Source organism: Streptomyces sp. NPDC007808 (assembly GCF_042868655.1).
Taxonomy (GTDB): domain Bacteria; phylum Actinomycetota; class Actinomycetes; order Streptomycetales; family Streptomycetaceae; genus Streptomyces.
This window is the reverse complement of record NZ_JBIAEQ010000007.1, coordinates 553,464-565,957: the sequence shown is the minus strand read 5'-3', so window position 1 is coordinate 565,957 and position 12,494 is coordinate 553,464. Positions and strand designations below refer to the sequence as shown.

General features: G+C 69.7%; 11 protein-coding genes and 1 tRNA gene. 4 read left to right on the top strand and 8 right to left on the bottom strand.

From position 1 onward, the window contains the following. Window positions 1-37: 37 nt before the first annotated feature. Entirely contained in the window at window positions 38-349 is a 312-nt protein-coding gene (locus tag ACFYNL_RS28105) for a hypothetical protein (protein ID WP_388807878.1), read from the bottom strand. Between the two features lie 94 nt (window positions 350-443). Between ACFYNL_RS28105 and ACFYNL_RS28100 the strand changes: the two genes are divergently transcribed. Then, the gene (locus ACFYNL_RS28100; protein WP_030049879.1) at window positions 444-674 is read left to right on the top strand and encodes a DUF4287 domain-containing protein; all 231 of its coding nucleotides are present in this window, start codon (window positions 444-446) and stop codon (window positions 672-674) included. Window positions 675-755: 81 nt separating this feature from the next. Here ACFYNL_RS28100 and ACFYNL_RS28095 read toward each other — a convergent pair whose 3' ends face one another. From ACFYNL_RS28095 to ACFYNL_RS28085, 3 genes are all read right to left on the bottom strand, one after another. Continuing rightward, window positions 756-1,652: a Bax inhibitor-1/YccA family protein gene (locus tag ACFYNL_RS28095; protein ID WP_388807876.1), complete on the bottom strand. Its 897-nt coding sequence runs from the start codon at window positions 1,650-1,652 to the stop codon at window positions 756-758. A 214-nt stretch (window positions 1,653-1,866) separates the two neighbouring features. Continuing rightward, window positions 1,867-3,042, bottom strand: coding sequence for a 4-hydroxybenzoate 3-monooxygenase (locus ACFYNL_RS28090; RefSeq protein ID WP_388807875.1), 1,176 nt, complete (start codon window positions 3,040-3,042; stop codon window positions 1,867-1,869). Window positions 3,043-3,244: 202 nt separating this feature from the next. Continuing rightward, window positions 3,245-3,328, bottom strand: a tRNA-Leu gene (locus tag ACFYNL_RS28085). 413 nt (window positions 3,329-3,741) lie between these two features. Here ACFYNL_RS28085 and ACFYNL_RS28080 point away from each other — a divergent pair. Beyond that, entirely contained in the window at window positions 3,742-4,512 is a 771-nt protein-coding gene (locus ACFYNL_RS28080) for an ABC transporter ATP-binding protein (RefSeq protein ID WP_388807874.1), read from the top strand. Beyond that, window positions 4,512-7,046 (top strand): ABC transporter permease, encoded by a 2,535-nt coding sequence (locus tag ACFYNL_RS28075; protein ID WP_388807872.1) that lies wholly within the window; start codon window positions 4,512-4,514, stop codon window positions 7,044-7,046. Before ACFYNL_RS28080 ends, ACFYNL_RS28075 begins: the two co-directional genes overlap by 1 nt. A 71-nt stretch (window positions 7,047-7,117) precedes the next feature. Here the strand turns inward: ACFYNL_RS28075 and ACFYNL_RS28070 are convergent, their stop codons facing one another. Then, window positions 7,118-8,431 (bottom strand): class I SAM-dependent methyltransferase, encoded by a 1,314-nt coding sequence (locus ACFYNL_RS28070; RefSeq protein ID WP_388807870.1) that lies wholly within the window; start codon window positions 8,429-8,431, stop codon window positions 7,118-7,120. Between the two features lie 183 nt (window positions 8,432-8,614). After that, window positions 8,615-10,006, bottom strand: a complete 1,392-nt coding sequence (locus ACFYNL_RS28065; protein WP_388807868.1) for an NAD(P)/FAD-dependent oxidoreductase — start codon at window positions 10,004-10,006, stop codon at window positions 8,615-8,617. Between the two features lie 552 nt (window positions 10,007-10,558). Here ACFYNL_RS28065 and ACFYNL_RS28060 point away from each other — a divergent pair. After that, a complete protein-coding gene (locus tag ACFYNL_RS28060) occupies window positions 10,559-10,813 on the top strand; it encodes a hypothetical protein (protein WP_388807866.1) in 255 nt (84 codons plus the stop codon). Window positions 10,814-10,897: 84 nt separating this feature from the next. Here ACFYNL_RS28060 and ACFYNL_RS28055 read toward each other — a convergent pair whose 3' ends face one another. Both ACFYNL_RS28055 and ACFYNL_RS28050 read right to left on the bottom strand, forming a co-directional pair. Beyond that, on the bottom strand, window positions 10,898-11,869 hold the full coding sequence (locus tag ACFYNL_RS28055; RefSeq protein WP_388807864.1) for an exopolyphosphatase: 972 nt from the start codon (window positions 11,867-11,869) through the stop codon (window positions 10,898-10,900). Continuing rightward, the gene (locus ACFYNL_RS28050) at window positions 11,866-12,405 is read right to left on the bottom strand and encodes a DUF501 domain-containing protein (RefSeq protein ID WP_388807862.1); all 540 of its coding nucleotides are present in this window, start codon (window positions 12,403-12,405) and stop codon (window positions 11,866-11,868) included. The genes ACFYNL_RS28055 and ACFYNL_RS28050 overlap by 4 nt, the downstream gene beginning before the upstream one ends. Window positions 12,406-12,494: the final 89 nt, after the last annotated feature.

Sequence of the window (12,494 nt, the reverse complement as noted above, 5' to 3'; positions counted from 1 at the left end):
CGATCCGAACGACAGGCCCTGGGGCGGAGGCCGCGGATCACACCCCCGCCCGCTTCTGCGCCTCCTCCACCAGCCGCACCGCTTCCAGGACTTCGGCCTCCGTCTCGATCACCGTCGCCAAGTCGTGCACGGCGACGGTGATCTGGTCCGCCGCCGCGAACATCCCGGCGTCCGGCATGACCCGGGGCTCCACCTCGGGCGCCTCCAGGACCTGAGCCCTGCGGGCCAGCTCTCTGGCCAGTCCCAGCGCCTCCGAAGCCGCACTTCGTTGCAGCCGGCTCTGCGGCGCGGCCCGCAGACGATCAGCGAAATGATCAACGGCACGAGTCAGAGGCGTCGTATCAACCACGCCGTGAGCGTACGCGACTGTTGCCAACGGGCGAACGCTCAGGCACGGTGACCTGAAGGACCGGCTTACATCCCCTTTGCGTCCGGAGGCGCCGATGTCCCACGTCCTCTCCGAGGAGACCCACCGCAACATGCTCGCCCGCATCCCCCACTGCACCGGTCGTGAAGTCTCCGACTGGCTCCGCACCGTAGAAGAAGGACCGGCCCTCGTTCGCTTCGAGGAGAAGGTCAGCTGGCTTCGCCACGAGTACGACCTCGCGTACGGCCACGCGAAGGCGATCGTCCACGAGTACGACCTGAGGAGGGCGGCGCGCAAATTCCTCTAGGCGCGCACAGACGACGAAGGGCCCCGGGACGAACCCGGGGCCCTTTCGCCTTCGACCGTCGCCGCGCTACGGCGTCGAGAGTCAGTCGCTGCTGTTGAGGATCGAGATGAGCCTCAGGAACTCCATGTAGATCCACACCAGCGTCATCGTGAGACCGAAGGCCGCGAGCCAGGCCTCCTCGCGCGGCGCGCCGTAGGCGATGCCGTCCTCGACCTGCTTGAAGTCCAGGGCGAGGAAGCAGGCGCCGAGCAGGATGCCGACGATGCCGAAGACGATGCCGAGCGGGCCGCTGCGGAAGCCGAGGCCGTCACCGCCGCCGAAGACGGCGAACAGCAGGTTGATCGCCATCAGCAGGATGAAGCCGAGGGCTGCCGCCATCACGAAGCCGACGAAGCGGCGGTTGACGCGGATCCAGCCCGCCTTGTACGCCACCAGCACCGAGGCGAAGACCGCCATCGTGCCGAGCACCGCCTGCATGGCCGCGCCACTGGCGATGTGGGTGTCGACGATGCTGGAGACGACGCCGAGGAAGACACCCTCCAGCGCGGCGTACGCCAGGATCAGCGCCGGCGAGGCCTTGCGCTTGAAGGACTGCACGAGCGCCAGCACCATGCCGATCAGACCGGCACCGATGGCGATGCCGTAGGACCGGTTGATGTTCGCGGCGTCGACCGGCAGCAGCGCCCAGGCGAGCGCGGCCGTGACGATGAGCGTGCCGAGCGTGGTGCCCGTGCGCAGGATGACGTCGTCGATCGTCATCCTGCCGGTGGTGGCCGGGGCCTGCGGCGGCGCGCCGTACTGAAGGTCCTGCTGGGCGTAAGGGTTCTGCGCGTACGGGTTGCCCGCCTGCGGCTGGGCGTACGGGTTGCCCTGCGTGCCGACAGCGGCGCCCCCGGCCTGCGGCGCGGTGTTGAAGCCCGCGTAGCCGTTGTCGCGGCTGAACCCCCGTCGCGAGAAGACCGGGTTGCTGCTCCTCATTTCACTCCTCCATGGCCACCGTGCGTGGCCTTGGCTCAAGAGTAATAGGTAGGCAAAGGATTGACCCTAGTGCTTGGGGAGGATCTTTCCCTCGTCGTGCTGCGCAACACGCTACGCGGCTCGGTGATTCCCAGCCACGGAGGGGATCATTCATGACCAAGCTGCGACGTGGCCGGAACCGATCGGAGATCACTCGCCCGGACCCCGCGTGCGCTCACCCGAACGGAAACCCCGTGTACCCCTCGGCGAGGTCCGTCTCGGCCGCCCGGGATTGCGTGAGCCGCTCCAGTCGCGCCAGCTGGAGCCGGTCCTCGAAGGGCGTGGCGCCGGGGGCGCGGTGCAGCAGCGTGGTCATGTCGTAGGAGAACCGCTCGGCCTGCCAGACCCTGCGCAGACAGGTCTCGGAGTAGGCGTCGAGGAGCTCGGCCGAACCCGTCTCCTTCTCGTGCGTCAGCGCCCGCGCGAAGGTGACGACGTCCCCGACGGCGAGATTGAGCCCCTTGGCACCCGTCGGCGGCACGATGTGCGCCGCGTCGCCGGCGAGGAAGAGGCGGCCGTACCGCATGGGCTCGTGGACGTACGAGCGCATGGGTGTGACCGACTTCTGGGTTATGGGGCCGCGCTCCAGGTGCCAGTCGTCGGCGGTCTCGAACCGGCGCTCCAGTTCGTCCCAGATCTCCGTGTCGGCCCAGCTCCGCGCGTCGGTGCCCTCGGGGACCTGGAGGTAGAGGCGGGAGACGGACGGGGAGCGCATGGAGAGGAGGGCGAAGCCGCGGTCGTGGCGGGCGTAGACCAGCTCGTCGTGCGAGGGGGCGACGTCGGCGAGGATGCCGAGCCAGCCGAAGGGGTACGTCCGCTCGAAGACCTGGGTCAGCTCGGCGGGGATCGCTCCTCGGGCCACACCCCAGAAGCCGTCGCAGCCCACGACGTAGTCGCAGACGAGGACGTCCTCGACGCCCTGGTGACGGAAGCGCACCCGCGGGTTCCGGGTGTCGGCGCCCTCCACCGCCAGCGCCTCCGCCCCGAACAGCAGCGGACCGCCCTCCTTGAGCTGGAGGGCGATGAGGTCCTTGCAGACCTCGGTCTGGGCGTAGACCGTCACGGACCGGCCGCCGGTGAGGGCGGGGAAGTCGACGCGGTGGCGCCGCCTGGCGAAGCGCAGTTCCATGCCGTCGTGCCTGAGCCCCTCGCGGTCCATGCGTTCCCCGGCGCCGGCCGCGCGCAGCACGTCCGCCGTGCCCTGCTCCAGGATCCCGGCCCGCTGGCGGTTCTCGACGTAGGCGCGGTCGCGGCTCTCCAGGACGACCGAGTCGATGCCGGCGTTGTGGAGCAGCCGGGCGAGGAGGAGCCCGGCGGGGCCTGCTCCGATGATGCCGACGGTGGTGCGCATCGGTCGTCCCTTCTTCCGTGGACCGCTGTCCCTGTCTTCCGTGGACCGCTGCCCCTGCGTTCGCGTGGTGAACTTTTATTCACCATCTTCTGACGTGAGTCTCCGACCGCACACGTCTGCTGTCAACGGTCGTACGTGAACTCTTGAACGGGCGACGCACCAACGAAGGGGAGCCCGGCGGGGAGGAAGTGGTGATCGGAAGTGCCCAGAGCCGGACTTGAACCGGCACGCCCGCGAAGGGGCAGCGAGGTTTAAGCTCGCCGTGTCTGCATTCCACCATCTGGGCAGGCCATGGGCTCCGCATCGAGGTCCCGAGCCTATCGGGATACCTCCCCCGAACAGCGGACGGGCGGACCGATGTTGTCTTATTTTATTGACGTCTGAGGGTGCATCAGCCCCGGGAACACGCCATCCGCACTTGCCAATAGCCTTGCGTGTGACGGTCCGTGACGCATGCGGAATGACGGAATTTCACCGTCCAAAGGAGGACGCTCCACCTGTTACGGCACGAGTGCGGTCAGCCGGCGGCCCGTCGGCTCCTCAGGGGTCCTCGTCATCCTCAGGTATGACGCCGCCCCGTCCGGTCCATCCGCAGTCTGTCTTCGGAACCGGAACAGCGACTGACTACACGGCGGCTCACGACCGGGACGATGGACGAGTCCTTCGAACACATCGTCGTCCCTCAGGAGCGTTTCACTCGTGACCACCTCATCCATCGCCGGCCGGACCACCGCCGTGGCCGCGCGTGCCACGGATCTGTCGAAGATCTACGGACAGGGCGAGACCCAGGTGGTCGCGCTGGACCGGGTCTCCGTCGAGTTCCGGCAGGCCGAGTTCACCGCGATCATGGGCCCGTCCGGCTCCGGCAAGTCCACGCTGATGCACTGCGTGGCCGGCCTGGACACCTTCTCCTCCGGCTCCGTGCGCATCGGCGACACCGAGCTGGGCTCCCTGAAGGACAAGCAGCTCACCAAGTTGCGCCGCGACAAGATCGGCTTCATCTTCCAGGCGTTCAACCTGCTGCCCACGCTGACCGCCCTGGAGAACATCACCCTTCCGATGGACATCGCGGGCCGCAAGGCGGACAAGCAGTGGGTGGACTCGGTCATCCGGATGGTCGGCCTGGCCGATCGCCTGAGCCACCGTCCCGCGCAGCTCTCCGGCGGCCAGCAGCAGCGCGTCGCCGTCGCCCGCGCCCTGGCCTCCAAGCCCGAGATCATCTTCGGTGACGAGCCGACCGGAAACCTCGACTCGCGCTCCGGCGCCGAGGTGCTCGGCTTCCTGCGCAACTCCGTTCGGGAGCTGGGGCAGACGGTGGTGATGGTGACGCACGACCCGGTGGCCGCGGCGTACGCGGACCGGGTGGTGTTCCTCGCGGACGGCCGGATCGTCGACGAGATGTACAAGCCCACCGCGGACAACGTCCTCGACTTCATGAAGCAGTTCGACGCGAAGGGCCGCACCAGCTGATGTTCCGCACCGCCCTGCGCAACGTACTCGCGCACAAGGCCCGGCTGTTGATGACCGTGCTCGCCGTGATGCTCGGCGTCGCGTTCGTCTCCGGCACCCTGGTCTTCGCCGACACCCTCTCCAACGCCTTCCGCAACCAGTCGGCCAAGAGCTACGACGACGTCGCCGTCGCCGTCACCTCGTACGCCGACCCCGACAACGCCAAGGAAGAGCCCGGCCTCTCCCGCGAGACCCTCGACAAGATCTCCTCGGTGGACGGCGTCGCCGCCGCGTACGGCCGCGTCGACGGCTTCGCCGGGGTCGCCGACCCCGACGGGAAGCTGATCGGCGTCGGCTGGTCCAACAAGGGCTCCAACTTCGCCCCCGGCAAGGACGGCAAGGACCCCGCCTACACCTTCACCGACGGCTCGGGCCCGGTGAAGGACGATCAGATCGCCCTGGACAAGGACTCCGCGGCCAAGGGCGAGTACCAGGTCGGCGACCGGGTGCGGGTCGCCACCAACGGGCCGGTGAAGGAGTACACCCTCAGCGGCGTGTTCACCACCGAGGACGGCGCCGTGAACGCCGGCGGCAGCCTCGTCCTCTTCGACACCGCGGTCGCCCAGAAGCAGTACCTCAAGCCGGGCTACTTCGCGAGCGCCACCGTCACCGCCGCCCCCGGCGCCTCCGACACGAAGATCCTGGGCCAGGTCAAGCCGCTGCTGCCGGACAGTGCCGAGGCCAAGACCGGCCAGGCGCTCGCGGACGAGCAGGCCGAGCAGATCGAACAGGGCATGGGCTCGCTCAAGCAGGTGCTGCTCGGTTTCGCGGGCATCGCGCTGTTCGTCGGGATCTTCCTGATCTCCAACACCTTCACGATGCTGGTCGCCCAGCGCACCAAGGAGATCGCGCTGATGCGGGCCGTCGGCGCCTCGCGCCGGCAGGTCACCCGTTCGGTGCTGGCCGAGGCCGCGGTGGTGGGCCTGGTCGCCTCGCTGATCGGCTTCGTCCTCGGCGTCGGTCTCGCGGTCGGGCTGCGGTCCGGAATGGCCGCGTTCGGCATGAAGATCCCGGACGGCCCGCTGATCCTGTCCGCCACGCCGGTGCTCGCCGCGATCGGCGTCGGTGTGCTGATCACCATGCTCGCCGCCTGGCTGCCCGGCCGCCGGGCAGCGAAGATCCCGCCGGTGGCGGCCATGAGCAGCGTCCACGCGGCGGCGACCACCAAGTCGCTGGTGGTCCGCAACTCCATCGGCGCGGCCGTCACCGCTCTCGGCGCGGTCGGGATCATGGCGGGTGCCTCGTCCGGCGGCGACAGCGGCCGGATGTACATCGCGGCGGGCGCGTTCTTCGCGCTGGTCGGTGTGATCATCCTGATCCCGCTGCTGTCCCGGCCCGTGATCGCGCTCGTCCGTCCGCTGCTCGTCGGCCCCTTCGGGGTGGCGGGCAGGCTGGCCGGCCTGAACGCGGTCCGCAATCCGCGCCGTACCGGCGCCACCGCCTCGGCGCTGGCGATCGGACTGACCCTGGTGACCGGCCTCTCGGTGCTCGGTGCCACGGTCGGCACGGCCATCGACAAGATGACCACGGACAACATCAAGGCCGACTACATGGTCTCGATGGCGAACGGCGGGTCCCTCGACGAGTCCGCGCTCAAGGCGCTGGAGAAGGCCAAGGGCGTCTCCGCGGTATCACCGCAGCAGAGCGTCTACTTCCAGGTCGGTGACGAGGACTACGTGTCCGCTTCGGCGGTCACACCGGGCGACATCGAGCGGGTCCTGAACGTCGACGTCGTCAACGGCGACATCGGCTCGCTCGCCCGGGGCGAGATCGCGGTCGCCGAGAAGACGGCCAAGAGCAAGGGCTGGAAGCCCGGCGAGAGCGTTTCCGTGACCTTCGGCGACGAGAAGAAGGACACGCTCAAGGTCGGGGCCGTCTTCAAGGACAGCGAGTTCCTCTCCCCCGTCCTCGTCGACACGAAGGTCGTGAACCCGCACGAGGTGCAGCCGTCCATCCAGCAGATCTTCGTGAAGGTGGACGGCGGCCAGTCCGCGGCCAACGAGAAGGTTCTCGTCGACGCGCTGGGCGACAGTCCCGCGATCAAGGTCATGGACCGGCAGGACATCCGCAACGAGTTCGGCGGTGCCATCAACACCATGCTGAACATCATGTACGGCCTTCTGGCGATGGCCCTCATCATCGCCGTGCTGGGTGTCGTCAACACCCTGGCGATGTCGGTCTTCGAACGGCAGCAGGAGATCGGCATGCTGCGGGCCATCGGTCTCGACCGGCGCCGGGTGAAGCGGATGGTCCGGCTGGAGGCCGTGGTCATCTCGGTGTTCGGCGCGGTGGTCGGCATCGGTCTCGGCTCGTTCCTCGGCTGGGCGATCGGTGAGACCTTCGCGGACCAGGTCCCGGGTTACGCGCTGGTGCTGCCCTGGGACCGGATCGGGATCTTCCTGGCGCTGGCCGGTCTGGTGGGCGTCCTGGCGGCGCTGTGGCCGGCCCGCAACGCCGCACGGCTGAACGTGCTGAACGCGATCAAGGCCGAGTGACCACCTCCGACGCCACCGAAGGGCCGGGCTCCCCTGTCAGGGGGAGCCCGGCCCTTCCGCTTTCGTCCGGGTCAACCGCGCTCGCCCTCGGTCCACCTGCGGGCGCGCAGCGGCATCTTGGAGTCACCGGAGTCGGGCGCCCGGACCGCCAGGACCTGGTTGACGCCGATGTGATTGCGCTCGAACGCGAGCGCCGAGGCGGCCATGTACAGCCGCCAGACGCGGGCGCGGCCGGGGCCGCTGAGCGCGACGGCCCGGTCCCAGCCGGCTTCCAGATTGGCGACCCAGCGGCGCAGGGTCAGGGCGTAGTGCTCGCGGATCGACTCCACGTCCCGCACCTCGAAACCCGCCCGCTCCAGCTGGGTGACGGTGGTGCCGATCGGCTGGAGCTCGCCGTCGGGGAAGACGTAGGCGTCGATGAACTCGTCGACACGGTAGGAGGATTCGTCCCGCTGCGGACGGCGGCCGATCTGGTGGTTCAGCAGCCGCCCACCGGGCTTCAGCAGCCCGTACAGCACATCGGCGTACTCCAGGTACCGTTCGGCGCCGACGTGTTCGGCCATGCCGATGGAGGAGATCGCGTCGTACGGCCCGTCGGCGACGTCCCGGTAGTCCTGGACGCGGATCTCCACCTTGTCGGTGAGTCCCTCGTCGGCGACGCGCTTGCGGGCGTAGACCGCCTGCTCCTGGGAGAGGGTGATGCCGACGACGCTCACGCCGTACTCACGCGCCGCGTGCACGGCCATGGAGCCCCAGCCGCAGCCGACGTCGAGCAGGCGCAGGCCGGGTCTGAGGGCGAGTTTGCGGCAGACGAGATCGAGTTTGTCGCGCTGCGCGGCCTCCAGCGTGCCCTGCGGAGGCGGGGCCGGCCAGTAGGCGCAGGAGTACACCATGGACGGGCCGAGGACGATCTCGTAGAAGTCGTTGCCGACGTCGTAGTGGTGGCTGATGGCCCGCTTGTCGGTGCGCTTGGTGTGCAGATGGCCGCGGCGCCGGCGGACCTCCTCCGGCGGCGGTGCGGGGGGCAGCGGCACCCCGCCCATCCGGACCAGCCCACGGACGGCGGCGCGCGCCTCGGGATCGCGCAGGATCTCCGCGAGACCGCGGGCGTCCTCCCCGCGCTCCCACACCAGCCCCGAGAGCAGGTCGAGGGCGGCGTACACATCGCCCTCGATGCCGAGGTCACCGGCCACCCAGGCGCGGGCCAGGCCCAGTTCACCCGGCTTCCACAGCAGCCGGCGCACGGCACGGCGGTTGCGGACGACGAGGGTCGGCGCACCCGCCGGCCCCGCCAGCGAACCGTCCCAGGCGCGGATGCGCACCGGGAGCGGTGTTCCCAGCAGTCGTTCGAGAAGGACCTGCAGCCGCCGCGCGGCGTCAGCCATGGCGCACACCTCCGATGGTGGTCGGAATGTCCAACACCACGAAAACACCCGCGGGGGGCGGGCGCAGTCCCCCACGCGCGTTACGACTGGGCAAACACCGTGACGGAGGCGCCGGAAAGCCGAAGGACCTCCCGCACCACGGATGGCGGGAGGTCCTTCGGTTCGTTCAGTGACCGGACGAGGTCAGGAGGCCTTGGCCTTCTCCTCGGTCTTCTCCGGCTTGGCCGCCGCGGGCACCGGCGCCGGCTTGGCCGCCTCGTAGAACTCCTCGCGCGGGGACTCCAGCGCGCCGAGCGCCACGACCTCACGCTTGAGGAACATGCCGAGGGTCCAGTCGGCGAAGACGCGGATCTTGCGGTTCCAGGTCGGCATCGCCAGACCGTGGTAGCCACGGTGCATGTACCAGGCGAGACGGCCCTTGAGCTTGATCTTCATCTTGCCCATGACGATCATCGCGACGCCCTTGTGCAGGCCGAGACCGGCGACCGCACCCTTGTTGGCGTGCTCGTAGTCCTTCTGCGGGAAGCCCCGCATACCGGAGATCACGTTGTCGCCGAGGACGCGGGCCTGACGCAGCGCGTGCTGGGCGTTCGGCGGGCACCAGGCGTTCTCGTTGCCCGCCTTGCGGCCGACGAGGTCCGGGACCTGGGCGTTGTCGCCCGCGGCCCAGATGTAGTCGGTGCCCTTGACCTGGAGGGTCGTCTCGCAGTCGACGTGGCCGCGGGGGCCGAGCGGCAGACCGAAGCGGGCCAGGGCCGGGTTCGGCTTGACGCCGGCCGTCCACACGATGGTGTTGGAGTCGACCTCCAGACCGTTCTTCAGCACGACGTGGCCGTCGACGCAGGAGTCCATCGAGGTGGAGAGGTAGACCTCGACCCCGCGGGCCTCCAGGTGCGCCTTGCCGTACTGGCCGAGCTTGGGGCCGACCTCGGGGAGGATCTTGTCGGCGGCGTCGACGAGGATGAACCGCATGTCCTCACGGGACACGTTGGTGTAGTACTTCGCCGCGTCACGGGCCATGTCCTCGACCTCGCCGATGGTCTCCGCGCCCGCGAAGCCACCGCCGATGAAGACGAAGGTGAGCGCCTTGCGGCGGATCTCCTCGTCGGTCGTGGAGTCGGCCTTGTCCAGCTGCTCCAGCACGTGGTTGCGCAGGCCGATGGCCTCTTCGATGCCCTTCATACCGATGCCCTGCTCGGCGAGGCCGGGGATCGGGAAGGTGCGGGAGACCGCGCCGAGCGCGATCACCAGGTAGTCGAAGGGCAGCTCGTACGCCTCGCCGACCAGCGGGGCGATCGTGGCGACCTTGCGGTCCTGGTCGATGGTGGTGACCCGGCCGGTGAGCACCTCCGCCTTCGGCAGCACGCGTCGCAGCGGGACGACGACATGGCGCGGGGAGATGTTGCCGGCGGCGGTTTCGGGGAGGAAGGGCTGGTAGGTCATGTACGACCGGGGGTCGACGACCGTGACGGTCGCCTCGCCGTAGCGCATCTTCTTGAGGATGCGCCGAGCTGCGTACAGGCCTACGTACCCACCGCCTACTACGAGGATCCTGGGACGCTCCGTGGTGCTCATGCCATCGAGTATCCACCCGCTCCAGGGGGGTCGCTCGTGCGCCCCTTCACAAGCTCTTCCATGCCCTGTGCTACACTCCCCGGCCCGCGTGACGCAGGTCATGGTCACGATCGGGAACCGGCCCACCCCGCGACCCGTTGTCAATGCCGCGTGAGCTGCCTCTCTGTCCCGTCGGGCCCCCTGTGAGCGGACGGAAACACCCTCCGGGGGCGGTTTACCCCGGCCCTCATACACCGCCCATCTGAACATGTTCAAGGGCCTGTTCACCCCTCGGAAGGGTCAACCGGCCCCTGTCCTTGCTTCGGGAGGGCCGAATTCCTTGTGAAGAACTTCACGAACTTTCCCGGGCGGGCACTCGCGCGCGGCGGAAAAGGGGCCCGCGAGACCCCCTCGGAGGCGCTCGTACGCCGGTCGGCGCGCTCACTCGCGCAGCCCGCTGACCAGTCGGGAACGGGTCTGGCGCACCCCTCGCGGAGGGCGGCCGCGGGCGCCGTTCACCCGTCGGCCACGCTCGGCGAGCGGAGTGGACACAACGGTGCATAACGTTCAGCCATGATCACCACACACCGAGCCCTCAAGCGGGCCTCCTCGCGAATAGTCTCTGTCGGCGCTGCCCTGGGCATTGCCCTGGCGTTGGGGGCAGCGTCGGCCGCCTCCGCCGCGGCCGCTCCCGCCCACCCCGTCGCCACCAAGGTCGCGGCCGGTGGCCATGGTCACCACCACGGACACCACCACGGTCACCACCACGGACACCACCACGGCGACGACGGGGGGTGCAGCGGCCTCATCGTCCTTCTCTGCAACTGACGGACAGCCCCCGTGGGCATAGACGACGGCCCCGTCACCTCTGGGAGGTGCCGGGGCCGTTCCGTGCCGTTCGGGGGCCGACGGTCAGCCGCCGGGCCGGCCGCCCTCGGCGTCCTCGGCCACTTTGAAGGCGATGCCGTCGAGGATGTCGTGCTCGCTGACCACGACCTCCTCCGCGCCGATCCGCTCCATGATCGCGAGCAGCACCAGGGCACCCGCCGCGATGACGTCGACCCGCCCCGGGTGCATGGACGGTACGGCCGCGCGCTCGGCGTGGGTGGAGTGCAGGAGCCAGTCGGTGATCTCCCGGACCCGGTCGCGGGTGATCCGCGAGTGGTGGATGCGGGTCGAGTCGTACCCGGGCAGGTCCTGGGCGATCGCCGACACCGTGGTGACCGACCCGGCGAGCCCCACCAGCGTGCGCGCCTCGCGCAGCGGCACCGTCTCCTCGGCGAGGTCGAGGGCCGCCTCGATGTCCGCCCGCATCGCTGCGATCTGCTCCGCGGAGGGCGGGTCGGAGACGACGCCGTCCCGGACCAGGTGACGTTCGGTCATCCGCACACAGCCGACGTCCACGGACCGTGCCGCCCGGACGTGCTCCTCGCCGACGACGAACTCGGTGGAGCCGCCGCCGATGTCCACGACGAGGTAGGGCCGGTGCAGGTCCTCCCGGCCCGCCAGCTCCTTCGTCGCCCCCGTGAAGGAGAACTCCGCCTCCTGGTCCCCGGTGATCACCTCGGGCTCGACGCCCAGGATGTCCACGACCCCGCGCACGAACTCGTCGCGGTTCTCGGCGTCCCGCGAGGCGGAGGTCGCCACGAAGCGCAGCCGCTGCGCGCCGTGCTCCTTGATGATCGCCGCGTACTCGTGACAGGCCGCGAAGGTCCGCTCCAGGGCCTCGGGAGCGAGCCGGCCCGTGCGGTCCACGCCCTGGCCGAGGCGAACGATCGTCATACGGCGGTCCAGGTCGACGAGTTGCCCGGTCAGCGGGTCGGCGTCGGCGACGAGGAGCCGGATGGAGTTGGTGCCGCAGTCGACGGCGGCGACCCGGCTCACTGGACGTCCCCCTCGGACGCCTCCGGGAGCGTCACGCAGGCTCCCTTGCGCCACCACTCGGGCAGCATCGCGAGGGCCTCGTCCCCGAGCGGGTTGACTCCGGGGCCCGCGGCCAGGGAGTGCGCCACGAGCACGTGCAGGCACTTCACCCGGTCCGGCATGCCACCGGCGCTGGGGAAGCCCTTCAGCTCCTCGATCTCGTCCCGGCGCCGGATGTAGTCCTCGTGCGCGGCACGGTACGCGGCGGCCAGCTCCGGGTCGGTCTCCAGCCGCGCCGTCATCTCCTTCATCACGCCGTTCGCCTCCAGCGTGCCGATCGCCGACGACGCCTTGGGGCACGTCAGGTAGTACAGCGTCGGGAAGGGCGTGCCGTCGGGCAGGCGCGGGGCCGTCTCGACCACGTCCGGCTGCCCGCACGGGCACCGGTGCGCGATCGCGCGCAGCCCGCGCGGCGGACGCCCGAGCTGCTGCTTGAATGCCTCGACGTCCGTGTCGGTGGGCTCGGTGCGCGGGGTGGGCGGCGGGGGCGTTTCCATGCCTGTCTTTCTATCGGTTTCTCGCCGGCGACGGGTCGGCCGGTCCGGGCGATCGGTTCGCCCGGACCGGCCGGCCTCGCTGCTCTCGC

Bases quoted from the DNA above. Each gene is read 5' to 3' on its own strand.
- ACFYNL_RS28100 (WP_030049879.1), top strand. From the start codon at position 444: ATGTCCCACGTCCTCTCCGAGGAGACCCACCGCAACATGCTCGCCCGC.
- ACFYNL_RS28060 (WP_388807866.1), top strand. From the start codon at position 10,559: ATGATCACCACACACCGAGCCCTCAAGCGGGCCTCCTCGCGAATAGTC.
- ACFYNL_RS28070 (WP_388807870.1), bottom strand. From the start codon at position 8,431: ATGGCTGACGCCGCGCGGCGGCTGCAGGTCCTTCTCGAACGACTGCTG.
- ACFYNL_RS28065 (WP_388807868.1), bottom strand. From the start codon at position 10,006: ATGAGCACCACGGAGCGTCCCAGGATCCTCGTAGTAGGCGGTGGGTAC.
- ACFYNL_RS28090 (WP_388807875.1), bottom strand. From the start codon at position 3,042: ATGCGCACCACCGTCGGCATCATCGGAGCAGGCCCCGCCGGGCTCCTC.
- ACFYNL_RS28095 (WP_388807876.1), bottom strand. From the start codon at position 1,652: ATGAGGAGCAGCAACCCGGTCTTCTCGCGACGGGGGTTCAGCCGCGAC.
- ACFYNL_RS28050 (WP_388807862.1), bottom strand. From the start codon at position 12,405: ATGGAAACGCCCCCGCCGCCCACCCCGCGCACCGAGCCCACCGACACG.
- ACFYNL_RS28075 (WP_388807872.1), top strand. From the start codon at position 4,512: ATGTTCCGCACCGCCCTGCGCAACGTACTCGCGCACAAGGCCCGGCTG.